We start from the raw sequence: 22,934 nt of genomic DNA, 5'->3' as shown, positions 1-22,934 counted from the left end.
CTGTGACCCGACTGTGTGCGCACACGTTCGATGTCACACTCCGCAGACTACCGCTCACAGCCCGAAGCGACGCTGGAGGTCTCCCAGCTGTCCGGGAAGGCGCGGTGCCCCGGCCTGATGTGAAGGGCTTGTGTGCGTCCCACCGCCGGGTACTCCGGCCTCGGCTGGGACCGCCCCCGTGGCGTGCTCGGCCATGAGGGTCTCGGAGGACTGGAGCAGCACGGTGCCGGCTCCGACGAACTCGAACTGGTGCTCCTCTCCGGAGGCCCCTCCGAGGCCTGTCAGTGCACGTAGACCGCCCATTACGCCGGTCATGTAGCCATGGTCGTAGTGGTGGCACGGCGACGGGCAGTCGGCCCAGCCGACGAGCGCCTGCGGGTCCACCCGGATCGGGGGTTCCATGAACACCACCGGACCGTTAGATGCGGCCACGAACTTTCCGGTTCCGATGAGTGTCAAAAATCCCGGCACGATCGATTGCTTGAGAGCAAGAGTTGGCTGAAAAGCGAGCAGGTTGCCGGAGCGAATGGTCAGATTGCCGTCTTCGAGGTCGTACGAGTTCACGTCGAAGGCCCGGTCGGCCAGCAGCATCTTCCCCGAGCCCTCCGCCACGACCCAGTCGCTCGCGTGCAGAGGCGAATGGAAGGACGTACGGACCAGACGGTCCAGTCGGCCGTGCCCGACGCCGTTGAACTCCATCGAGCCGTAGTAGGCGATCATCTTCCCCTTCTGCAGGAACCACTGGCTCCCCTTGAGCTCCACGCAGAAGGTGTACGGGTTGACGTTGTCGTCGCAGGGCAGGGTCATGGGGTCGTGCACGGCGGGACCCCCGGCCGGGTAGTGGCTCACAGCTTCTCCTCCGACGCCTGGACGTACACCGCACCGTTGCCGCTCAGCTCCAGCTGGAAGGCCTCGCCGGAGCCGCGGCCCACCATGTCGCGCCAGCCCAGGGCGGTGGACAGCTTGTTGCGGACGTCGCCGTGGTGGGCGACGTAGGCCTGGGGGTCGACATGGACCGGGCGCTGGGGGGTGATCGGGACCTCGAAGACACCGCCGTGCGCCATCACGGCGACGGCGCCGTGCCCCTTCAGCGTGGTCGTGAACAGCCCCTGCCCGCTGACCTGGCCCCGGACCATGCCCATGACCCCGCCCTGCGAGCCGAGGAACATCGTGCCCTGCTGGAGGGTGCCCTCGAAGGCGAGCAGACGGTCCGCCTCGACGCACAGGGTGTCGCCGGTGAGGTTGATCACCTGGACGTGGTGGCCGCCGTGTCCGAAGAGCACGGTGCCGCTGCCCTCGACCGTCATCAGCGGCGTGTCCTCGTTCGCGACCCTGCGCCCGATCATCGACATGATGCCGCCCTGGCCGCCCGCCGAGTTGGGGGTGAAGGACACCTCGCCCTTGTAGGCGAGCATCGCGCCGCGCTGGCTGAACAGCCGCTGGCCGGGCGCGACGGTCGCCTCGACCATCTTGGAGTTGATCTCGCGGAAGGCCATGTCAGACGTCCCCCGCGATCGTGTTCCGCTCGCTCGGCTGTACGTACACCAGGCCGTCCCCCTCGAACCGGATCTGGAAGGCCTCCCCACCGCCCTCGCCCAAGAGGGTGCGGAAGGTCACGCCGGACTGGAAGGACTGCCGCAGGTTCCCCTGGTGGGCGACGTACGCCCCCGGATCGACGGTCAGCGGGTACTGCGCGCTGACCCGCAGCACCACGGCCGGCCCGTCCGACATGATCGCCGCCTGGCCGTGCCCCTCGACGGTGGTCGTGAACACCCCGTTGCCCTGCGACGCGCCGCGCAGCCCCGTGAACGACGTGCCGGTCCGCAGTCCCGCGTCCGTCGCGAGCAGGTTGCTCGACTCGACGTACAGCTTGTCGCCCTGGAGGCTCACCAGGTTGATCTCGGAGGCACGGTCCGCGAACCAGCAGGTGCCGTGCCCCTTCACCTCCATCATCGTCATCTGCTCGCCGGTCAGGCGCCGGGTCACCATCCCCCGGATGCCCTCGCCGCCGCCGCTCATCTTCTTGAAGGCCATCTGACCGTCGTACGCGACCATGGAGCCGTTCTTCGCCTTCACGGCGTCTCCGGTCATGTCGACGGCGAGCACCTTGCTGCCCTGAAGTCGGAACATCGCCACGGAGTGAAGGTAGCCGCAGGTGGCTGCCGCCGACAGATCCCGTGGGTGGACTTCACCCCTGACCACACCCTGAGGGCCCGTCCGTCAGGAACTCCCGCGGGTGCCGTCCGGCGTGAGGTGTGTCACCCGTGCGACCGCCACCCCGGGCCCGAGTCGTTCACCAGGGTTTGCCACAATGGGCGAGCGCTTGTGCTTGTGTTCACAAGCTGCTCGAGCCGACCCGCTTCTCTCCCCCGAAGGTGACCCGTGGACATCAAGACCGCCACCGCCCTCCGCCGCCTCCGCCTCGTCTCGGCCCCCGAGGCGGTGTCGTTCCTCGTCCTGCTCGTCTGCTCGGTGCTGAAGCGGACCACCGAGTTCAACGCGGTGCCGGTGATGGGCGCGGTCCACGGCATCCTCTTCGTTCTGTACGTGATCTTCTGGGCGGACGCCTGGAACCGCGCCAAGTGGCCGCTGAAGACCGCCGCGCTCTACTTCGTCCTCTCCGTCCTCCCGGCGGGCGGCTTCTTCGCCGAGCGCAGGCTCAGGCGCGAGGCCGAGAACGCGGTCATCGCCTCCCGCGCCCGCAAGGAAGGGATCGTCAACGCATGATCGTCGCGTTCTCCGTGACCCCGCTCGGCGTCGGCGAGGACGTGGGGGAGTACGTCGCCGACGCCGTGCGCGTCGTCCGCGAGTCGGGCCTTCCGCACCGCACCGACGCGATGTTCACCTCCGTCGAGGGCGAGTGGGACCAGGTCATGGACGTCGTCAAGCGTGCCGTGGCCGCCGTCGAGGCCCGGGCGCCGCGTGTGTCGCTCGTGCTCAAGGCGGACATCCGACCCGGCGTGACGGACGGCCTGACGTCCAAGGTGGAGACGGTGGAGCGGTACCTCGCACCGTAGCCGCCGGCCGCCGCAGCGCAGTGAGAACCCTGGCCCCACGGGCCGGGGTTCTCTTTTTGACCGCGCCCTTCAACCGCTGGGCCTCTGACGGCACTTGGCTCCCTCCGGACCGCCGCCGCCGCTCGGCACCGAGCGAACAGCACGTCGCCGTCCGCTCCTTCGGGTTCGTCCCGTGGGCCTGACGCCGTGCCGGCGGGGCCCCCGCGCCTTCCGCCGTCCGTGCGCGGCCGCGAACGGACCTCCGGCGAACGGCGGGCAGTTCCCTCAATTGGCCCGCATGGCTCGCGCCCCCCGTGCCGCTCACACACGATGAAGGCTCAGGGCCGACCGGAGTTCGCACTGGTGGGACACGGACGGCCGCCGCTTGCTCCCGCGAAGGAAGGGTCTGCCGGATGACCACTTCGCCCTACACCTCCCAGTCGGCGTTCGACGGCTCCAGGATGCGCGTCACCCTTCTGGTCGACCTCCACGAAGGCGCCCAGGAGGACTTCCTCGACGCGTACGAGCAGATGCGCGACCGAGTCGCCTCGGTCCCCGGCCACCTCGGTGACCAGTTGTGCCAGTCGCTGGAGAACCCGTCCCAGTGGCTCATCACGAGCGAATGGGCGACCGCCCCGCCGTACCTCGCCTGGGTGAACAGTGAAGAGCACCTCGAAACGGTCAAGCCCCTGCAGAACTGCGTCCGAGAACTGAGGTCGATGCGCTACGGCATCGTCCGTGAGACCGGCGGCGCCCGCCCGGGCATCGGCGGCCTCCAGCCATCCGCACGACTCGGCGACGGCGTCACGCGCCACGCCCTGACCTTCACCGTCAAGCCCGGCTCCGAATCCAAGGTCGCCGAGATCCTCGCCGGCTACGCGCCGCCCGAGTCCCGCGTCGACGACTCCACACGGCTGCGCCGCACCACCCTCTTCATGCACGGCAACCGGGTCGTGCGCACCGTCGAGGTGGAGGGCGACCTGACGGCGGCGCTGCGCCACGTCTCGCGGCAGCCCGAGGTGCGGGCCGTGGAGGAGGCCCTCAACCCGCATCTGGAGCAGCACCGCGATCTGGCCGACCCCGAGTCCGCGCGGGCCTTCTTCGTCCGCGCCGCCATGCCGGCCGTCCACCACGTGGCCCGCGGCGGCCCCGAACCGGACGGCATCACCCGGCACGCCCTCTACTACCCCGCCCGTGAGGGCTGCGGGACGGCGCTGGCCCGGCTGCTCTCCCGGCAGGACGAGACCGCGGCGGCCGACCCCGCGAGCCCCGTGCACCGCAGCACCGTCTTCCAGCGCGAGGACATCGTCGTCCGCCTCATCGACGTGACGGGCGACCCCGAGACCGACCCGGTCCGGGCGCTCGGCGTCCACGGCCCCAGGAAGGCCGCGGTACTTGCGCGGCTGCTCGACGGCGCCGCCCTCGGCGTGACCGAACCGCCCACGGGCGAGCGGGACGCGACCCGTCTCCTGACGCACGCCGACATGAGGCTCATCACCGACCGCAGGGCTGCGCAGTCCTGACCGCGCAGGGACCGACACCCCATCGAACGACCTGGAGACAGAAGCATGGAGAAGATGCGCCCGCGCGTCGTGGACGTGAGAGAGATCGAGCCCAACCGCAAGCGCGGCGGTGACCTGCGCACCCTGCTCACCCCTGTCACGGTGGGCGCCACGAGCGGCTTCATGGGCCTGGCCATCATGCGGCCCGGCGAACGCATCAGCGAGCACTACCACCCCTACTCCGAGGAGTTCGTGTACGTCGTCGAGGGCCGGCTGGAGGTCGACCTGGATGGTGAAACGTTTCCTCTCCGCTCCGACCAGGGCCTCATGATCCCCATCGACATGCGGCACCGGTTCCGCAACGTCGGCGACGAGGAAGCCCGCATGGTCTTCCATCTGAGCCCGCTCGCGCCCAAGCCGAGCCTCGGCCACGTCGACACCGAGGCCCCCGAGATCAGCGACGACATCAAGGCGTACCCCCTCGTCCAGGAGGAGGGCGGGCAGAGCGAACGACCGGGGGTCCTGTCGTGACCCGGCGGGTGGCGGTCACCGGCATAGGTGTGGTCGCTCCGGGAGGCATCGGGGTCCCCGCGTTCTGGGACCTCCTCGCGAGCGGCCGTACCGCGACACGTGGCATCACCCTGTTCGACCCCGAGGGACTGCGCTCCCGCATCGCCGCCGAGTGCGACTTCGACCCCCTCGCCCACGGCCTGGACCCCGAGTTGGTGGAACGCTCCGACCGGTACATCCAGTTCGCCCAGGTCGCCGCCGCCGAAGCCGTGGCCGACAGCGGCGTCGACTTCGCCGCGGAGAACCCCTGGCGCGTGGCCGTGTCCCTGGGCAGCGCGGTGGGCGGCACGACCCGCCTGGAGCACGACTACGTCCTGGTCAGCGAACGCGGCCGACGCTGGGACGTCGACCACCGCGCCGCCGAACCGGAGCTGCACCGGGCCTTCTCGCCCAGCACCCTCGCGGCCGACGTCGCCGAACGCTTCGGCGCCCAGGGGCCGGTGCAGACCGTCTCCACCGGCTGCACCTCCGGACTCGACGCGGTGGGCTACGCCTTCCAGACCATCGAGGAGGGCCGCGCCGACCTCTGCATCGCCGGGGCCTCGGACTCCCCGATCTCCCCGATCACCATGGCCTGCTTCGACGCCATCAAGGCCACGTCGCCCAACAACGACGACCCCGAGCACGCCTCCCGGCCCTTCGACGCCCGCCGCGACGGGTTCGTCATGGGCGAGGGCGCCGCCGTCCTCGTCCTGGAGGAACTGGAGCACGCACGGGCACGCGGCGCGCACGTCTACTGCGAGATCGGCGGCTACGCCACCTTCGGCAACGCGTACCACATGACCGGTCTGACCAGTGAGGGCCTGGAGATGGCCCGCGCCATCGACGAGGCGCTCGCCCACGCCCGCGTGGACCCCACCGAGATCGACTACGTCAACGCGCACGGCTCCGGGACCCGCCAGAACGACCGGCACGAGACCGCCGCGGTCAAGAAGTCCCTGGGCGCCCACGCCTACGACACCCCCATGAGCTCGATCAAGTCCATGGTGGGCCACTCGCTGGGCGCGATCGGCGCGATCGAGGTCGTCGCCTGCGTCCTCGCCCTGGCCCGGCAGGTGGTCCCGCCGACGGCCAACTACGAGACCCCGGACCCGGAGTGCGACCTGGACTACGTCCCGCGCACCGCACGCTCCCGCAGGCTCGACAACGTGCTCTCCGTGGGCAGCGGCTTCGGCGGGTTCCAGTCCGCGGTCCTCCTGACGGGGCCGGCTGGGAGGAAACGATGAGTGGTAGTGGCATACGCACCCGACAGACCGCCGTCACCGGCATGGGCGTGGTCGCGCCCAACGGCCTGCACCCCGACACCTACTGGAAGTCCGTCAAGGAGGGCGCGAGCGTCCTCGACCGAATAACCAGGGAGGGCTGCGAGCACCTCCCCCTCCGCGTCGCCGGCGAGGTCCGCGGATTCGACCCGTCGGCGCTCATCGAGGAGACCTTCCTCGTCCAGACCGACCGTTTCACCCACTACGCCCTGGCCGCCGCCGACGCCGCCCTCAAGGACGCGGGACTGAGCACCACCGCCGCCGACTCGCCCTACTCCGTCGGCGTGGTGACCGCGGCCGGCTCCGGCGGCGGCGAGTTCGGCCAGCGGGAACTGCAGAAACTCTGGGGGCAGGGGTCCCGGTTCGTCGGGCCCTACCAGTCGATCGCCTGGTTCTACGCGGCCAGCACCGGACAGATCTCCATCCGCAGCGGCTTCAAGGGCCCGTGCGGGGTGGTGGCCAGCGACGAGGCGGGCGGTCTCGACGCCGTCGCGCACGCCGCCCGTGCCGTGCAGCGGGGCACGGACGTGGTCGTCGTCGGAGCGGCCGAGGCGCCGCTCGCCCCGTACTCCGGGGTCTGCCAGCTCGGCTACCGCGAGCTCAGCACCGTCGAGGACCCGGCCCGCGCCTACCGCCCCTTCACCTCCGCGGCCTGCGGCTTCGTACCAGCCGAGGGCGGTGCCGTACTGATCGTCGAGGACCTGGACCGGGCGCGGCGCCGCGCCACGCCCGTGCGGGCCACCGTGGCGGGACACGCCGCCACCTTCACCGGGGCCTCGCGCTGGGACCGGTCCCGGGAGGGGCTCGCGCAGGCCGTCCGCGGCGCCCTCGACGAGGCCGGCTGCGCCCCGGAGGAGATCGACGTGGTCTTCGCCGACGCCCTGGGCGTACCCGAGGCGGACCGCGCCGAGGCGCTCGCCCTCGCCGACGCCCTCGGCCCGCACGGCACCCGGGTGCCGGTCACGGCCCCCAAGACCGGCATCGGACGGTCCTACTGCGGGGCGCCCCTGCTCGACATCGTGGCCGCGGTGCTGGCCATGGAGCACGGGCAGATCCCCCCGACACCGGGCGTCTTCGACATCTGCCACGACATCGACCTGGTGACCGGCACGGCCCGCCCCGCCGAACTGCGCACCGCGCTGATCCTCAGCCGGGGCCTGATGGGCTCCAACGCGGCGCTGGTGCTGCGCAAGGGCCCCGGGGCCTCCCTCTAGAACGGCTGCCGCCCGGCCGGCGCCGTGGACGAGCACCGGCCCGGCGGCACCCACCCTCACCACCGGCACGACAAGGAGAACGGACATGACCACCGAAGTGACCCGACTGACCGTCGAGGAACTGGCCGCGCTGATGAAGAAGGCCGCCGGCGTGACCGTCGACCCGCAGGACCTCCGGGCCCGCGCGGACGCCCCCTTCGCCGACTTCGGCCTGGACTCGCTCGGTCTCCTCGGCATCGTGGGCGAGCTGGAGAACCGGCACGGCCGGGCGCTGCCCACCGACGCGGAGCGCAGCAAGAGCCCCCGCGCCTTCCTCGACCTCGTCAACGGCGCACTCACGACAGGAGCCTGACGTGCCTGGACACACCGAGAACGAGATCACCATCGCCGCACCCGTCGACCTCGTCTGGGACATGACGAACGACCTGGAGCGGTGGCCGCAGCTGTTCAGCGAGTACGCCTCCTGCGAGGTGCTGTCCCGCGAGGGCGACACGGTCACCTTCCGTCTGACCATGCACCCGGACGAGAACGGCAAGGTGTGGAGCTGGGTCTCGGAACGGGTCGCCGACCGCGAGAAGCTCGTCGTCAGGGCCCGCCGGGTCGAGACCGGCCCGTTCGAGTACATGAACATCGTGTGGGAGTACGAGGAGACTCCCGCCGGTACCCGGATGCACTGGACGCAGGACTTCGCCATGAAGCCCGACGCCCCGGTCGACGACGCCGGGATGACGGACATCATCAACCGCAACTCGCCCATCCAGATGGCCCTCATCCGCGACCGTGTCGAGCAGGCCGCGGGCGAGCAGCGGTCCCCCTCCAGCACCCCGGCCTGAGCGGCACCGTCGCCCGAGGAGAACTCATGCACCACGCCCTGATCGTCGCCAGGATGGCCCCGCAGTCGGCACCGGACATCGCCGGCGTCTTCGCGGACTCCGACCGCGGCGAACTCCCGCACCTCGTCGGTGTGACCCAGCGTTCCCTCTTCCAGTTCGGCGATGTGTACATGCACTTCATCGAAGCCGAACAGGACCCGGGCCCCGCCATCGCGAAGGTCGCCGGGCACCCGGAGTTCGTCGACATCAGCAGGAGGCTCGAAGCGTTCGTCAGTCCGTACGACCCGCAGACCTGGCGCGGGCCCAGGGACGCGATGGCGCGGCGCTTCTACCACTGGCAGCGCGACTGAACCGGACAGGCCGCCGCCCGCACCGAATCGGTGCGGGCGGCGGCCTGCGCGCCGCCGTCGCTCAACGCGCGAGCGCCGGCATCAGCCGCAGCGCGTTCTCCCGGTTGATGTCCTGCAACTGCTGCTCCGTCAGGAAGGGATCGCTGTCCAGCGCGGGTGCCACGCTGTCGGCGATGACATGCGCCGGGGTGGGCGGCCAGTCCGTGCCGAAGAGGATGCGGCCCGGGTCCACCGTGGCCAGCAGCGTGGGCGTCGCCGAGGGGGACATGGGCCCGGCCGTGTCGAAGTAGAACCGGTGCAGGTAGTCACGGACCCGGCCGGGCTCGATGGCCGGGGTGACACGCCCGCCGAACAGTTCCAGCCGGGTGGCCATGTACGGCAGGAAGCCGCCCCCGTGCGGGAGGACGAAGCTGAGGTTCGGATAGCGGTCCAGGGTGCCGTTCCTGATGAGGTTGATGGCCGCGCGGGTGGTGTCCATCAGGAAGTCGCACACGAAGGGCGGCATCCCCGGCAGTGCCGCACCGCCGTCCCTGCCTCCGGCGGGCACCTCCATGGGGTGCGTGCTGATGACCGCGGAGCGTTCGTCCAGCTCCCGCAGGAGACGGTCGTGCGACTCGTCCCCGAGGACCGCGCCGTCCACGCTGGTGCGGGTGCTCACCCCGACGGCACCGAGCTCGTCGAGGCCGTGCCGGACGCTCCACTCGGAGAGTTCGAGGTCGTCGAGGAACACGGGCGTGAAGAAGGCGAAGCGCCGGGGGTGGCTCTCGACGACGTCGGCCGCGGCCCGCAGGGCGATGCGCGCGCTCTCCTGGCGCTCGGCGCGCTCCCGGAACCGGCCGAGCATCGCGACGGTCATCACGGAGGTCTCGATGCCCGTCTTGTCCATGACCTCCAGGGCCGTGCCCAGGTCCCAGCGGGTCCACCAGGGCAGCTTCTCGCGGTCGACCACGCCTCGTTCCTCGGCCCAGTCCAGCCAGGCGGGAGCGGTGAAGTGGTGATGGACGTCGACGCGTCCGGCAAGGCTCATAACAACGTCCTCGGGGTGAGTGGGGTGGAGGCGGGCCGGAAGGTGCGACCCGTCCGAAGCGCGGTCCGCGCGGTCCGGCAGGGAGGTCAGTCGCGGCAGAGCACCGTCTGCAGCACCTGCGTCAGGACGCGGTCGGCGTCCGGCATCGCCGCGTCCGCCCGCCAGGCGACGAAGCCGTCCGGGCGTACGAGGACCGCACCGTCCTCGGCCGTGCCGTGCAGGTCGGCCCAGTCGGCGTCGGCCTCGGGGCTCAGGTCGTGGTCGGGCCCCGTGCCCACGAGGTACACCTCGACCGGGACGCCCAGGTTCGAGGCGGCCTTCTGCGCCGCGGTCCGCCACTTCTGCCCCCCGGACCCGGTGAGCAGCACGAAGGAGCGCTCGTAGAGGTCGAGCGTGGAGATCCGCTCGCCGTCCCTCATCACCCACATGTGGGGGGCGCGGCTGCCCGGCTCGCCGCCCAGGAGGAAGGCGTCGGGGACGATCGGCCGCTCGGGCGGGGCGCCCACCACGGCGTCGGAGGCGTACCGGTAGCACAGGGCGACGGTCATCAGGTCCGCCGGGTCGTTGTTGCGGCCCGCGGCGGGACTGAAGCCCGGGTGCTGTTCGTCGGCCGCCTGGACGCACGCGCGGGTGCCGGTTGCGAGGGCGACGGGGCGCCGCTCACCGCCGTAGGAGTCGAGCAGCCGCGGCCCGGCCCAGCCGCGCAGCACCGCGGCCAGCTTCCAGGCGAGGTTGTGGGCGTCCTGGATGCCGGTGTTGGAGCCGAACGCCCCGGTGGGCGGCATCTCGTGGGCCGAGTCACCGGCCAGGAAGACCCGGCCCTCGCCGTAGCTGTCGGCGACCCGCTTCGATGCGTGCCAGGGGGCCCTGCCGGTGATCTCGACGTCGATGTCGGCCACCCCGACCGCGGCGCGGATGTGGGCCGCCAGCCGCTCGTCGGTGAAGTCCTCCAGCGTCTCGTTCCGGTCGGGATACCAGGGGACGTGGATCACCCAACGCTCCTCGTTGTCCACCGGCAGCAGGGCACCCTCCCCTCGGGGATCGGTGACGTAGCAGACGACGAATCGTTTCTCTCCGACGTGGTTCCTCAGCGTCCGGCTCCGGAAGGTGACGCTGACGTTGTGGAACAGCTCGCCCGGCCCCGACTGGCTGATCCCCAGGGCGCCGCGGACGGGGCTGCGGGGACCGTCGGCGGCCACCAGGAAGCCGGCGTCCACGGTGTACGTCTCACCGGTGTCCCGGCGCATGACCCGGGCCCGTACCCCGTCCGCGTCCTGCGTGAAGGAGAGCATCTCGGCACCGAAGCGGATGTCGGCGCAACTCTGACGGGCGTAGTCCAGCAGCACGGGCTCCAGGTCGTTCTGGCTGCACAGGCACCAGTCCGAGGAGCTGACCCGGGTGACGTCCATGCCGCCGGCGATGTCCCCGATGATCCAGCGGCGCTGCTTTCCGGTGAGGGTGTCGACCTGGAGGATTCCGTCGTTCCCGGCGAGCACACCGGCCGCCTGCCGGATACGTGACTCCAGACCGGCGGTCCGGTAGATCTCCATGGTGCGCACGTTGTTGCCGCGCCCGCGCGGGTGCGTCGACGTGGCGGCATGCCGCTCCACGAGCATGTGCTCGATTCCGAGGCGCCCCAGGAAAACCGAAGTGGAAAGACCCACCAGGGATCCGCCGACAATGAGAACTGGTACCGATTCCGCTGCGTGTCCACTCACGTCGACGATGTTTACCAGTTCGGACTCCGGCCCACACGTCGAGCGACGAGCCGACCCGTATGGCGCAGTGCCGTTTGCGCCGCGCTGCCACCCGGGAAACCGTGGCATGACCGACGGAATCCGACCGCCGGAAACCACGCCTACCCCGGGACAGGTAATGACGCAAGCGTTCGCATCCGAGGAATCCGAGGCACTGTCGCCCGAGGAGGCCGCGGCCGCGGCCTCGTCCTGCAGCCGGGAGTTCCGCGCCAACCCCCACCCCGTGTACGCCGCGCTCAGGGAAAAGGCGCCCGTCTGCCCGCTGTCACCGCCCCACGGCGTCGAGACGTACCTGATCACGCGGTACGACGACGCCCGCGCGGCCCTGGCCGACCCCAGGCTCAGCAAGGACATGTACGGGGCCATCGACGCCTACCACCGCATCTTCGGTGACTCGTCGATCGCGCTGGACGACAACATGCTGTTCTCGGATCCGCCGAAACACACCAGGCTCCGCAGGATCGTCGGAAGCACCTTCACTCCGAAAAGGGTGGAATCGCTGCGGACGCGTATCCAGCAGATCACCGACGATCTCCTGGATCAATGCCCGACCTCGGGCCCGGTGAACCTGCTCCCGGAGTTCTGCTTCCCGCTCCCGATGCATGTGATCTGTGAACTCCTGGGCGTCCCGGAAAACGAGCGCAAACAGGCTCAGGAATGGTCGGCCACCGTCGCTCAGACCGGATTCGGACCGGAAGCGAGAAAGGCGCTGGAAATTGCGGAGGGAAACCTGCGCGATTATCTGGTGGGTCTGTGCGCACGCAAGCGGAGCGAGCCCGACGGCGGCCTGCTCAGCGCGCTCGTCACCGCCCAGGACCAGGAGGGCGCCCTCACCGACCACGAGCTCGTGTCCACGGCGTGGGTGCTGCTCTTCGCGGGCCACAAGTCGACGGCGTACCAGATCGGCAACGCCGTCTACCACCTGCTCAGCCGCCCCGACCAGAAGGAGCTGGCGCTGCGCGACGCGACGTCCCTGACCTCGGCGATCGAGGAGATCTTCCGCTTCGAGACCTCCGTGGAGAACTCCACCTTCCGCTATGCGAAGGAGGACATCGTGCTCCGCGACCAGCTCATCCCCAAGGGTGCGCTGGTGCAGATCTCCATCACCGGGGCCAACCGCGACCCGGAGATGTTCGCCGCGCCCGACGAGATGGACGTGCGGCGCAAGAACGTCCAGGCCACGCACCTCGCCTTCGGGTACGGCCCGCACTACTGCATCGGCGCGCCGCTGGCCCGCCTGGAGATGCACACCGCCCTCAGCTCGCTGTTCGGACGCTTCCCCCGTATGACCCTGGACGTGGCGCCCGAGGACGCGCGGTGGCTGACGGTGCCCTTCCCCGCCTTCCGCGGCCTTGCGGAACTCCCCGTCGTCCTCGACCCGTCCTGACGGGAGCGCCATGGAACGCGTGCGCGTCGTGCGGCTGCTGCGGGTGCGGGACGGGAGGGAGGCGGACTTCGTCGAGTCCTATCAGGGCGTGCTGAAGCGCGCCCTGCGCTTCCCCGGCCACCTCGGCGAGCAGCTGTGCCGCTCGCTGGACGACCCGGCCCGGTGGCTGCTGACCAGCGAGTGGGAGAGCCTGGAGGCCGTCAAGCGGTGGCGGACGGACCCCGACCACTCGGCCCTGGTCGAGCCGATGAACGCCTGTCTGCACGACGACCGGTGGACCGCGGTCTTCGAGGTGCGGGAGACGGTGCCGGGGTAAGGGCGCGACCGATGGGCGAGACGGGGCTGACCACCATGTGACCGGCCGGTAAGGTCAGTCCCGTGCCGAAGCCGCTCAGTCTTCCCTTCGATCCCATCGCCCGCGCCGACGAACTCTGGAAGCAGCGCTGGGGCAACGTGCCGTCCATGGCCGCCATCACCTCGATCATGCGCGCGCACCAGATCCTGCTCGCCGAGGTCGACGCGGTGGTCAAGCCGTACGGGCTGACGTTCGCGCGGTACGAGGCCCTGGTGCTGCTCAACTTCTCGAAGGCCGGCGAACTGCCGATGTCCAAGATCGGCGAGCGTCTCATGGTGCACCCCACCTCGGTGACGAACACCGTCGACCGGCTGGTCAGATCGGGCCTGGTCGACAAGCGGCCCAATCCCAACGACGGGCGCGGCACCCTCGCCTCCATCACCGACAAGGGTCGCGAGGTCGTCGAGGCGGCCACCCGGGACCTGATGGCGATGGACTTCGGCCTCGGGGTGTACGACGCCGAGGAGTGCGCGGAGATCTTCGCGATGCTGCGGCCGCTCAGGATCGCGGCCCACGACTTCGACGAGGGCTGACCCGGGGCCGGGGCAAGATCTTCCGGAACGGGTGGTTACGCTCGTACGCATGAAGAAGAGCGTCCTGACCCGCTACCGGGTGATGGCCTACGTCACCGCCGTCATGCTGCTCGTGCTGTGCACCTGCATGGTGTTCAAGTACGGCTTCGACACGGGCGAGGACGTCACCTTCGCCGTCTCCCAGGTGCACGGCTTCCTCTACATCATCTACCTGATCTTCGCCTTCGACCTCGGCTCCAAGGCCAAGTGGTCGTTCGGCAAGCTGCTGTGGCTGCTGCTGTCCGGGACGATCCCCTTCGCCGCCTTCTTCGTCGAGCGCAAGGTCACCCGAGAGGTGGAACCCCTGCTCGGCGAGCCGGCCCCGGCTGCCGCCAAGGCCTGACGCGACCGCCGTACCGAGGGTGCGGCGGTTCTCCCATCGACATTTACTTGGACGTCCTAGTAAATTCGAGGGTATGGACGCAGACGCCATCGAGGAGGGCCGCCGACGCTGGCAGGCCCGGTACGACGCCGCGCGCAAGCGCAACGCGGACTTCACCACGCTCTCCGGAGATCCCGTGGAGCCGGTGTACGGTCCCCGACCGGGGGACAGGTACGAGGGGTTCGAGCGGATCGGCTGGCCCGGGGAGTACCCCTACACGCGCGGGCTGTACGCCACGGGGTACCGAGGGCGGACGTGGACCATCCGGCAGTTCGCCGGGTTCGGGAACGCCGAGCAGACCAACGAGCGCTACAAGATGATCCTCCGCAACGGCGGAGGCGGTCTCTCCGTCGCCTTCGACATGCCCACGCTCATGGGCCGCGACTCCGACGACCCGCGCTCGCTCGGCGAGGTCGGGCACTGCGGTGTCGCCATCGACTCGGCCGCCGACATGGAGGTCCTGTTCAAGGACATCCCGCTCGGCGACGTGACCACGTCCATGACCATCAGCGGTCCGGCCGTACCCGTCTTCTGCATGTACCTGGTGGCGGCGGAGCGTCAGGGCGTCGACCCGGGTGTGCTCAACGGCACGCTCCAGACCGACATCTTCAAGGAGTACATCGCCCAGAAGGAGTGGCTCTTCCAGCCCGAGCCGCACCTGCGCCTCATCGGCGACCTCATGGAGTACTGCGCGGCCGGCATCCCCGCCTACAAGCCGCTGTCCGTCTCCGGCTACCACATCCGCGAGGCCGGTTCGACGGCCGCGCAGGAGCTGGCGTACACGCTGGCGGACGGGTTCGGGTACGTCGAGCTGGGCCTGTCGCGCGGGCTCGACGTGGATGTGTTCGCCCCCGGCCTGTCCTTCTTCTTCGACGCGCACGTCGACTTCTTCGAGGAGATCGCCAAGTTCCGCGCCGCCCGCCGTATCTGGGCACGCTGGATGCGGGACGTGTACGGGGCGAAGAGCGAGAAGGCGCAGTGGCTGCGCTTCCACACGCAGACCGCGGGCGTCTCGCTGACCGCCCAGCAGCCGTACAACAACGTCGTGCGTACGGCGGTGGAGGCGCTGGCGGCGGTGCTCGGCGGGACGAACTCGCTGCACACCAACGCCCTCGACGAGACCCTCGCGCTCCCCTCCGAACAGGCCGCCGAGATCGCCCTGCGCACCCAGCAGGTCCTCATGGAGGAGACCGGCGTCGCCAACGTGGCCGACCCGCTGGGCGGTTCCTGGTACGTCGAGCAGTTGACGGACCGGATCGAGGCGGACGCCGAGAAGATCTTCGAGCAGATCAAGGAGCGGGGCCTGAGGGCCCACCCGGACGGGCAGCACCCGATCGGGCCGATCACCTCCGGGATCCTGCGCGGGATCGAGGACGGGTGGTTCACCGGGGAGATCGCCGAGTCGGCGTTCCGCTACCAGCAGGCCCTGGAGAAGGGCGACAAGAGGGTCGTCGGGGTCAACGCCCACACCGGTTCCGTCACCGGCGACCTGGAGATCCTGCGGGTGAGCCACGAGGTGGAGCGCGAGCAGGTACGGGTGCTGGGCGCGCGCAAGGAGGCCCGGGACGACCGTGCCGTACGGGCCGCGCTGGACGCGATGCTCGTCGCGGCGCGCGAGGGCGCCAACATGATCGAGCCGATGCTGGAGGCGGTACGCGCCGAGGCGACGCTGGGCGAGATCTGCGGAGTGCTGCGCGAGGAGTGGGGGGTGTACACCGAGCCGGCTGGGTTCTGAGCCGGCCGGGCGGCGTGCGGCGGGGAGGAGGCCTTTCCTCCCCGCGCCCGCACTGCTGTGCGCGCCGCGTGCGATCCGGTGACCTGCGCCGGCCGTGGAGCGGGACGGGCCGTGGAGCGGGACGGCCGTCAGGTGGTCGCTGCTGCGGTGAGGCCGTGGAGCAGGAGCCGGGTGAAGGCGGTGACCCAGTCGGCGTCGACCGGCTCGGCACTCACCAGGGCCCGGTGCACCACCGCGCCCGCGATCACGTCGAAGATCAGGTCGACCGTGCGCGCCGATTCCGACGGGTCCGACTCGGGCGGCAGCTCACCGCGGGCCTGGGCTCTGCTCCGTCCCTCCAGGACCAGCCCCTTCTGGCGGTTCACGATCGACTCGCGGATGCGCTGACGCAGGGCGTCGTCCCGCGTCGACTCCGCGACCACCGCCATCAGACCGCTCTTCGCCTCCGGGCGGGCCAGGATCGCCGCGAACTGCAGGACGACGCCCTCGATGTCTGCGGCGAGGGTGCCCCGGTCGGGCAGCCGGAGTTCGTCGAAGAGTTCGGCCACCGCGTCGACGACCAACTCGTTCTTGCCCGACCAGCGACGATAGAGCGTCGTCTTCGCAACCCCGGCGCGGGTGGCCACGTCTCCCAGCGTGAGCTTGGACCAGCCCAGTTCGACCAGAGCCTCCCGTGTCGCGGCCAGGATCGCGGCGTCCGCGGCGGCGCTGCGCGGGCGTCCGGGGCGGGTGACGGCGGGACGGCTCTGCATGCCCCGACCATAAGCGCGTGGGGTTTGTGCGGCGCCGTGAGGGAGATCACGGGAGGGGGGTGTCCCCGGGACCCGCGCTGCCATTACGCTACGACTCGTAGCGAAAGCGATGACCACTGACGCGGGGTGGGGACCCGGCGTCGAACACCACGTGACCGACCCGGCTTCCACACCGCTTTTCACTGTGCGCACCGAACGGGGGAGGATAGACGCATGCAGCCACGGAACATGTCCATGAGCGGAGTCGTCGACCTCGCCGCGGTGAAGGCGGCCCAGGAGGCCAAGGCGAAGGCGGAGCAGGCGCGTGCCGAGACCGCCCGGCAGGGCGGGGGAGGGGCGGTGTCGCCCGCGGACCTCGTCATCGATGTGGATGAGGCCGGGTTCGAGCGGGAGGTCCTGCAGCGCTCCGCCGAGGTGCCGGTCGTCATCGACTTCTGGGCCGAGTGGTGCGAGCCCTGCAAGCAGCTGAGCCCGGTGCTGGAGCGCCTGGCCGTCGAGTACAACGGCCGGTTCCTCCTCGCCAAGATCGACGTCGACGCCAACCAGATGCTGATGCAGCAGTTCGGCGTGCAGGGCATCCCCGCCGTGTTCGCCGTCGTCGCCGGGCAGGCGCTGCCGCTCTTCCAGGGGGCGGCGAGCGAGGCGCAGATCCGTCAGACGCTCGACCAGCTCGTCACCGTCGCCGAACAGCGCTTCGGCCTCACCGGTCTCGCCGTCGATCCGGACGCCGAACCGGGTGGCGCCCAGACCGCTCCGGCCACGCCGGCCGGGCCGTACGACGCGCTGTTGGAGGCCGCCGTACAGGCCCTGGACGCGGGCGACTTGGGTGGCGCCGTCCAGGCCTACAAGAACGTACTGAGTGAGGACCCGGCGAACAGCGAGGCCAAACTCGGGCTCGCCCAGGCCGAGTTGCTCCAGCGGGTGCAGGGGCTCGACCCCCAACAGGCGCGCAGGGACGCCGCCGAGAAGCCCGCCGACGTGCAGGCGCAGATCGCCGCCGCCGACCTGGATCTGGTGGGCGGGCATGTCGAGGACGCCTTCGGGCGGCTCATCGAGACCGTGCAGCGCACGGTGGGTGACGACCGGGACACCGTACGACTGAGGCTGCTGGAGCTGTTCGAGGTCGTGGGTGCCGAGGATCCGCGGGTGGCGGCGGCGCGCAGGGCCCTGGCTCGAGCACTGTTCTGACCAGTCACTAAACGCAATCGCGCGTGTTGCCCGAGTGAAAGAACCTTCCGAAAGAGTGCCTCTGCGGCCGCGCTTTACCAAATCTTGGTAATCGCGGCCGCGGTTACTGCAGGTAAGTCAGAGGCGTCGTTCTGCCGGATTCTGTCCGTTGAAACCCGGATTTATCCGGTCGCTTGACGCAACCCTGCGTCGCGGTTCGAGACCGGCGGGTCGTTGTTCGGTTATCCGGCCGTTACTACCGAGTAACGAAGCCCCTTGTGCGGGCGGCGAGAATGCACCACGATCGGCCACGCTCGGTCCATTCCCGCACCCCGACAGCCGGTCGGGTCACGGGAGTTCCTGGGTCCCCACCGAGCAGAGTCGGCGGCAGTGGCGCCGGCTCTTGGGCAGGGGGGTCTTCGCTCTCCCGGCGAAGCCTGTCCAGCAAGGTTGTGCGTGATGCGTGTCAGGCGCGACCAGTGGTTGTCGCTCGGGGGTGATCGCCGGTGATTCGGGCGCGGTGCGCGCCACCGAGCGCGGGCGCTCTCCTTCCCGAGGACGTAGCACTTCTCCCATCCCTGCCCGGCTGAGCCGTCGAGTGTTCTGCGGCAGCCGGGGCCAGGAGATGTACGTCCGAGAAGGAGGAAATATGGAGTCCCAGGTGCGTGGCGGGACCAGATGGAAGCGGTTCGCTGTGGTCATGGTGCCCAGCGTCGCCGCGGCCGCGGCGGTGGGTGTCGGGCTCGCGCAGGGTGCGCTGGCCGCGTCGTTCAGTGTCTCCGGCCAGCAGTTCAAGGTGAAGGCCGCTCACCTCGAAGGCACGGGATTCGCCCAATACGGCGGGATCGACGAGGTCTACGAGACGGTCGAGGGCAAGAAGAAGAAGAAGGTCCCGGTCGCGATCTCGTCGTTCAAGGACGCGGAGATCACCAAGATGTGCCAGTCGGTCGCGACGCCGATCCCTGGCATAGGCAACATCTATCTCCGCCTTGAGGCGGGGAACAACCCGGACAAGCCGGTCACGGCCGAGAACCTCTACATCGACGTCGCCCAGCTCGACGCCAATGCGAAGTTCGAGGACATCGACATCGGCGTCGCGGTCAAGGACAAGACCCGTGGCCCCGAGGTCAAGCAGGGCGAGAGCGTGCTGCCGGGCGGCTTCGCCCAGCAGGCCAGGAAGGCGACGCTCACGAACGTGGAGCAGACGGCGTGGGCGACCACGGCGGGCACCTTCACGCTCAACGGCCTGTCGATGCGTCTTGGCACGAACAAGGACATGGAGTGCTTCTGACAGCCTCCGTGTCACGGGTACCGCGGGACGGCTGAGCCGTCTCGAAGGGGCGGGGAAGTCACGGTTTCCCCGCCCCGCGGTCCCGGCCCGGCCGTTCGCCGGGCCCACCATCACAGACTCACACCTTCCGGCTTCTGAACGCCTACGGCCGAGCCGGTACGTACCTCCACCGGACCGAGGGAGCTGTTTTCCATGAGTGCCGAGACTCCGGTCCAGAGCGCCGGGACCATCACCCGGCTACGTCGGCGATTCCGTGACTGGCGGGGCAGTCGGCCGTTCTGGGCAGGGCTGTTCACCATCCTCGGCGGGGTGCCGATCGCCTACTTCCCCTACGCCACCCTGAAGCTGGGAACCATGTCGCTCACCATGGCGACCACCGCGGGTGCCGGCTCCCTCATCATCGGGGTCCTGCTGATCACGCTGGGCCTGACCATGTGGTTCCAGCAGGTCACGCGAGTCTTCGCCGGTGTCGCGGCGATCATCCTCGCTCTGGTGTCGCTGGTGGTCTCCAACATCGGGGGCTTCCTCATCGGCTTCCTGCTGGCGATGGTCGGCGGCGCGCTGGCCGTCTCGTGGGTGCCGGCCAAGGGCCGGCCCGGGGCGACCGGGCAGCAGGACGACGCGGAGGGTCCGACGGGCGAGGGTGCCGGATTCCCCGGTGCCGAGGGCACCGCCGCGGAGCCGGGACAGCCGTACCCGCCGCACCACACGCCCGCCGACGGTGGCCCCGGCCACGACGGCGAGGGGGACGGCCTGCGGGTCGAGGACCGTATCGGAGGGAACCGTGTCGGCTGAAGCGGACCGCGAGCAGATCCCTGCGGCCCCGGCACGGGCGAGAACGGGCCCCCGCCACGCGGCGCCCAAGAAGCCGCTGTTCACCAGACTGCAGATGCCGGCCGGCAAGGCGATAGCCATGGCGGCGATGCCGACCGCGGTTCTCATGGGCATGGGGTTCACGCCGACGCTGGCCCTGGCCGACGAGCAGCCGACGCCGCTCGCCAACAGCCTGACGGCCGACGAGTACAAGGACTGCGTGGCGGCACTGGAGGGCGACGCGTCAGCGTCACCGTCTCCGGAGGCCGACGAGTCCGCCGACGAAACGGCGCGGCCGACCCCGTCACCGTCGGCCTCCGAGGGATCCTCGGATTCGTCCGGCTCCTCGAACGCCTCGGACTCCACGGGCACTTCGGGTTCCTCGGGCGCTTCGGGTGACTCGGGCGCTTCGGGTGACTCCTCCTCGTCGGATTCAGGTTCCGACGACGCGGCCGAGCCCGCACCCGCCCCCTCCCCGAGCAAGTCGAGCGAGGCACAGTCCGGCGACGCGGCCACTCCGGCGCCGTCGGCGTCCGAGAGCGGCGGCAACCTGCTGGAGGACATCGGCGACGCGATCACGGGCATCTTCACCGGCGGTGAGAAGGAGACGGAGAGCCCGAGCCCGACGCCGTCCGCCTCGGCGTCCGAGAGCGAGAGCGAGCCGTCGCCGTCCGCGGACGGCGAGGACACCTCCGACGCCGCCCAGGAGACCGCCGACGACGCCGCCGGCAAGGTCACCGACACGGTGGAGGACACCGTGAGGGACACGACCGGCACGGTGTCCGAGGCGGCCGAAGGCGCTTCCGAGGCGGCCGAGGAGGCGGCCGACGAGGTCACCGCCTCGCCGAGCCCGTCCGAGAGCGCCACACCGGACCCCGAGGACTGCCCCGCCGCCACGGACGACGAGGGCGGGATCGACAACAAGATCCTGGTGCCCGACGACCCCTGGTTCCTGGAGGCCAGCTCGCTGACCCTGAAGGGCGCCGACTACCAGGGCATCGTCGAGGTGAAGACGGCCGGCGGCAAGACCAAGAAGGTGCTGAAGTACGTCATCTCCGACGGCACCGAGATCGGCGACCTGCACCAGCTCGTCAAGGACAAGCAGTCCGGCAAGACGCACCACGTGCAGGCGGCCAAGGGCTCCAAGTCCACCATCACCGACGGCAAGACGGTGATGTACACCGAGAGCATCTCCGGCAACCTGCTCGGTCTGATCCCGGTGACGTTCGACCCGGAGCACCCGCCGCCGCTGAACATCCCGTTCATCTACTTCACCAAGGTGAAGGTCACGCAGGCCGGCCAGTTCGGCGGCACGCTGACGGTGCCGGGGCTGCGTCAGTACATCACCGACTGAGCCCGGACCCACAGAGCCCGTTCGGGAGCCGCACACAGGCTGTGGCCCGGTCCCTCGTGAACGAGGGCCGGGCCACAGTTTTTTCGTCGCGGCGGTCAGTCCCGCGCGCCTCCGCCCAGGTGGTGCACCCGGACCATGTTGGTCGTGCCGGGGACCCCGGGCGGGGAGCCGGCCGTGATGACCACGATGTCGCCCTCGTTGAACAGGCCCATCTTGACGATCTCCTGGTCCACCAGCTCGACCATCTCGTCGGTGCTGCCCACGAACGGCACCACGTGCGGCTCCACGCCCCAGCTGAGCGTCATCTGGTTGCGGGTGTCCTCGTCCGTGGTGAACGCGATGATCTGCTGGGCTGCGCGATAGCGGCACAGACGGCGGGCGGTGTCGCCGGACTGGGTGAAGGCGACCAGGCCCTTGCCGCCGAGGAAGTCGGCGATCTCGCAGGCGGCACGGGCGACCGAACCGCCCTGGGTGCGGGGCTTCTTGCCGGGGACGAGCGGCTGCAGGCCCTTGCTCAGCAGCTCCTGCTCGGCCGCGGTGACGATCTTCGACATCGTCTTGACGGTCTCGACGGGGTACGCGCCGACCGAGGACTCCGCCGACAGCATGACGGCGTCCGCGCCGTCCAGGATCGCGTTGGCCACGTCGGAGGCCTCGGCGCGGGTCGGGCGGGAGTTGGTGATCATCGACTCCATCATCTGGGTCGCCACGATCACCGGCTTGGCGTTGCGGCGGCACAGCTCGATGAGCCGCTTCTGCACCATCGGGACCTTTTCGAGCGGGTACTCGACGGCCAGGTCGCCACGGGCCACCATCACGCCGTCGAACGCCATCACGACGTCCTCCATGTTGGCGACCGCCTGCGGCTTCTCCACCTTGGCGATGACCGGGACCCGGCGGCCGACCTCGTCCATGACCTTGTGCACGTCCTGCACGTCGTTCGCGTCCCGCACGAAGGACAGGGCGACCAGGTCGCAGCCCATGCGCAGCGCGAACCGCAGGTCCTCGACGTCCTTCTCCGACAGTGCCGGCACGTTCACGGCCGCGCCGGGCAGGTTGATGCCCTTGTGGTCGGAGACGACGCCGCCCTCGATGACGATCGTCCTCACCCGCGGACCCTCGACGTCCAGGACCTTCAGCTCGACGTTGCCGTCGTTGATCAGGATCTGGTCGCCGCGCGTGACGTCGCCCGGCAGGCCCTTGTAGGTGGTGCCGCAGATGGACTTGTCACCCGGGACGTCCTCGGTCGTGATGACGAACTCGTCACCGCGCTCCAGCTCCACCGGGCCCTCGGCGAAGGTCTCCAGACGGATCTTGGGGCCCTGGAGGTCGGCGAGGACGCCGATCGCTCGGCCGGTCTCGGCGGCGGCGGCCCGGACGCGGTCGTACCGCCCCTGGTGCTCTTCGTGCGTGCCGTGGCTGAAGTTGAAGCGGGCGACATTCATGCCCGCCTCGATCAGCGCGACAAGCTGTTCATGGGAGTCGACCGCGGGGCCGAGAGTACAAACGATTTTCGAACGGCGCATGGGGCGATCCTATCGGTTTGTTTCGCTACGGAATATTCCGTCTGGCGGAAGATACAAATGGGCGGAACCTCGCTCAGTTGCGGTTACTG

Annotated in this window: 25 protein-coding genes; 18 read left to right on the top strand and 7 right to left on the bottom strand. The window is 70.0% G+C overall.

Features of this window, described 5'->3' with window-relative positions:
• Positions 1-54: 54 nt before the first annotated feature.
• Genes ACFYNL_RS13370 through ACFYNL_RS13360 form a run of 3 tightly spaced genes read right to left on the bottom strand, consistent with a single transcriptional unit; the run spans position 55 to position 2,130 of the window.
• Entirely contained in the window at positions 55-849 is a 795-nt protein-coding gene (locus ACFYNL_RS13370) for an AIM24 family protein (RefSeq protein WP_388801439.1), read from the bottom strand.
• A complete protein-coding gene (locus ACFYNL_RS13365; protein ID WP_388801436.1) occupies positions 846-1,496 on the bottom strand; it encodes an AIM24 family protein in 651 nt (216 codons plus the stop codon). Before ACFYNL_RS13365 ends, ACFYNL_RS13370 begins: the two co-directional genes overlap by 4 nt.
• Position 1,497: 1 nt before the next feature.
• On the bottom strand, positions 1,498-2,130 hold the full coding sequence (locus ACFYNL_RS13360; RefSeq protein WP_388802693.1) for an AIM24 family protein: 633 nt from the start codon (positions 2,128-2,130) through the stop codon (positions 1,498-1,500).
• A gap of 252 nt (positions 2,131-2,382) precedes the next feature.
• On the opposite strand from ACFYNL_RS13360, the gene ACFYNL_RS13355 reads away from it, so the two are divergent.
• The 9 genes from ACFYNL_RS13355 (at position 2,383) to ACFYNL_RS13315 (ending at position 8,727) form a co-directional block, all read left to right on the top strand.
• Positions 2,383-2,727 (top strand): DUF3817 domain-containing protein, encoded by a 345-nt coding sequence (locus ACFYNL_RS13355; RefSeq protein WP_388801433.1) that lies wholly within the window; start codon positions 2,383-2,385, stop codon positions 2,725-2,727.
• Complete coding sequence (locus tag ACFYNL_RS13350; RefSeq protein WP_388801431.1) at positions 2,724-3,017, top strand: MTH1187 family thiamine-binding protein; 294 nt, start codon at positions 2,724-2,726, stop codon at positions 3,015-3,017. Before ACFYNL_RS13355 ends, ACFYNL_RS13350 begins: the two co-directional genes overlap by 4 nt.
• A gap of 392 nt (positions 3,018-3,409) precedes the next feature.
• Positions 3,410-4,519 carry a SchA/CurD-like domain-containing protein gene (locus ACFYNL_RS13345; RefSeq protein WP_388801428.1) on the top strand — a complete coding sequence of 370 codons (1,110 nt, stop codon included), beginning with the start codon at positions 3,410-3,412 and terminating at the stop codon, positions 4,517-4,519.
• 45 nt (positions 4,520-4,564) lie between these two features.
• Positions 4,565-5,029, top strand: coding sequence for a cupin domain-containing protein (locus tag ACFYNL_RS13340; RefSeq protein ID WP_388801425.1), 465 nt, complete (start codon positions 4,565-4,567; stop codon positions 5,027-5,029).
• Positions 5,026-6,294 carry a beta-ketoacyl-[acyl-carrier-protein] synthase family protein gene (locus tag ACFYNL_RS13335; RefSeq protein WP_388801423.1) on the top strand — a complete coding sequence of 423 codons (1,269 nt, stop codon included), beginning with the start codon at positions 5,026-5,028 and terminating at the stop codon, positions 6,292-6,294. The genes ACFYNL_RS13340 and ACFYNL_RS13335 overlap by 4 nt, the downstream gene beginning before the upstream one ends.
• Positions 6,291-7,544, top strand: coding sequence for a ketosynthase chain-length factor (locus ACFYNL_RS13330; protein ID WP_388801420.1), 1,254 nt, complete (start codon positions 6,291-6,293; stop codon positions 7,542-7,544). The genes ACFYNL_RS13335 and ACFYNL_RS13330 overlap by 4 nt, the downstream gene beginning before the upstream one ends.
• Positions 7,545-7,629: 85 nt before the next feature.
• Positions 7,630-7,896, top strand: a complete 267-nt coding sequence (locus tag ACFYNL_RS13325) for an acyl carrier protein (protein ID WP_388801417.1) — start codon at positions 7,630-7,632, stop codon at positions 7,894-7,896.
• Position 7,897: 1 nt separating this feature from the next.
• Positions 7,898-8,377 carry an SRPBCC family protein gene (locus tag ACFYNL_RS13320; protein ID WP_019754342.1) on the top strand — a complete coding sequence of 160 codons (480 nt, stop codon included), beginning with the start codon at positions 7,898-7,900 and terminating at the stop codon, positions 8,375-8,377.
• 26 nt (positions 8,378-8,403) lie between these two features.
• A complete protein-coding gene (locus tag ACFYNL_RS13315) occupies positions 8,404-8,727 on the top strand; it encodes a TcmI family type II polyketide cyclase (RefSeq protein WP_388801414.1) in 324 nt (107 codons plus the stop codon).
• 61 nt (positions 8,728-8,788) lie between these two features.
• On the opposite strand, the gene ACFYNL_RS13310 is transcribed toward ACFYNL_RS13315, so the two are convergent.
• Both ACFYNL_RS13310 and ACFYNL_RS13305 read right to left on the bottom strand, forming a co-directional pair.
• Entirely contained in the window at positions 8,789-9,754 is a 966-nt protein-coding gene (locus tag ACFYNL_RS13310; RefSeq protein WP_388801411.1) for an amidohydrolase family protein, read from the bottom strand.
• A gap of 86 nt (positions 9,755-9,840) precedes the next feature.
• Entirely contained in the window at positions 9,841-11,472 is a 1,632-nt protein-coding gene (locus tag ACFYNL_RS13305) for an FAD-dependent oxidoreductase (protein WP_388801408.1), read from the bottom strand.
• Between the two features lie 157 nt (positions 11,473-11,629).
• Between ACFYNL_RS13305 and ACFYNL_RS13300 the strand changes: the two genes are divergently transcribed.
• The 5 genes from ACFYNL_RS13300 to ACFYNL_RS13280 all read left to right on the top strand — a co-directional run bounded on the left by ACFYNL_RS13300 (position 11,630) and on the right by ACFYNL_RS13280 (position 15,942).
• Complete coding sequence (locus ACFYNL_RS13300) at positions 11,630-12,898, top strand: cytochrome P450 (RefSeq protein WP_388801406.1); 1,269 nt, start codon at positions 11,630-11,632, stop codon at positions 12,896-12,898.
• Positions 12,899-12,908: 10 nt separating this feature from the next.
• Complete coding sequence (locus ACFYNL_RS13295) at positions 12,909-13,214, top strand: antibiotic biosynthesis monooxygenase family protein (RefSeq protein ID WP_388801403.1); 306 nt, start codon at positions 12,909-12,911, stop codon at positions 13,212-13,214.
• 62 nt (positions 13,215-13,276) lie between these two features.
• Positions 13,277-13,786, top strand: coding sequence for a MarR family winged helix-turn-helix transcriptional regulator (locus ACFYNL_RS13290; protein WP_388801400.1), 510 nt, complete (start codon positions 13,277-13,279; stop codon positions 13,784-13,786).
• Between the two features lie 49 nt (positions 13,787-13,835).
• Entirely contained in the window at positions 13,836-14,168 is a 333-nt protein-coding gene (locus ACFYNL_RS13285; RefSeq protein ID WP_388801398.1) for a DUF3817 domain-containing protein, read from the top strand.
• A gap of 73 nt (positions 14,169-14,241) precedes the next feature.
• On the top strand, positions 14,242-15,942 hold the full coding sequence (locus tag ACFYNL_RS13280) for a methylmalonyl-CoA mutase (protein WP_388801395.1): 1,701 nt from the start codon (positions 14,242-14,244) through the stop codon (positions 15,940-15,942).
• Between the two features lie 128 nt (positions 15,943-16,070).
• Here the strand turns inward: ACFYNL_RS13280 and ACFYNL_RS13275 are convergent, their stop codons facing one another.
• The gene (locus ACFYNL_RS13275; RefSeq protein WP_388801392.1) at positions 16,071-16,694 is read right to left on the bottom strand and encodes a TetR/AcrR family transcriptional regulator; all 624 of its coding nucleotides are present in this window, start codon (positions 16,692-16,694) and stop codon (positions 16,071-16,073) included.
• 213 nt (positions 16,695-16,907) lie between these two features.
• Here ACFYNL_RS13275 and ACFYNL_RS13270 point away from each other — a divergent pair, with 213 nt between their 5' ends.
• The 4 genes from ACFYNL_RS13270 to ACFYNL_RS13255 all read left to right on the top strand — a co-directional run bounded on the left by ACFYNL_RS13270 (position 16,908) and on the right by ACFYNL_RS13255 (position 21,319).
• Positions 16,908-17,882, top strand: coding sequence for a tetratricopeptide repeat protein (locus ACFYNL_RS13270; protein ID WP_388801389.1), 975 nt, complete (start codon positions 16,908-16,910; stop codon positions 17,880-17,882).
• A 628-nt stretch (positions 17,883-18,510) separates the two neighbouring features.
• A complete protein-coding gene (locus ACFYNL_RS13265) occupies positions 18,511-19,152 on the top strand; it encodes a DUF6230 family protein (RefSeq protein ID WP_388801386.1) in 642 nt (213 codons plus the stop codon).
• Between the two features lie 192 nt (positions 19,153-19,344).
• Positions 19,345-19,947, top strand: a complete 603-nt coding sequence (locus tag ACFYNL_RS13260) for a DUF6114 domain-containing protein (protein ID WP_388801383.1) — start codon at positions 19,345-19,347, stop codon at positions 19,945-19,947.
• On the top strand, positions 19,937-21,319 hold the full coding sequence (locus ACFYNL_RS13255) for a hypothetical protein (RefSeq protein WP_388801380.1): 1,383 nt from the start codon (positions 19,937-19,939) through the stop codon (positions 21,317-21,319). Before ACFYNL_RS13260 ends, ACFYNL_RS13255 begins: the two co-directional genes overlap by 11 nt.
• A gap of 95 nt (positions 21,320-21,414) precedes the next feature.
• Here ACFYNL_RS13255 and pyk read toward each other — a convergent pair whose 3' ends face one another.
• On the bottom strand, positions 21,415-22,845 hold the full coding sequence (gene pyk / locus ACFYNL_RS13250) for a pyruvate kinase (protein WP_388801377.1): 1,431 nt from the start codon (positions 22,843-22,845) through the stop codon (positions 21,415-21,417).
• Between the last annotated feature and the right edge of the window lie 89 nt (positions 22,846-22,934).

The organism is Streptomyces sp. NPDC007808, from assembly GCF_042868655.1.
In the GTDB taxonomy this organism is placed as follows: Bacteria; Actinomycetota; Actinomycetes; order Streptomycetales; family Streptomycetaceae; genus Streptomyces.
The sequence above is the reverse complement of the archived record's forward strand: the minus strand, read 5'-3'. Positions and strand labels throughout refer to the sequence as shown.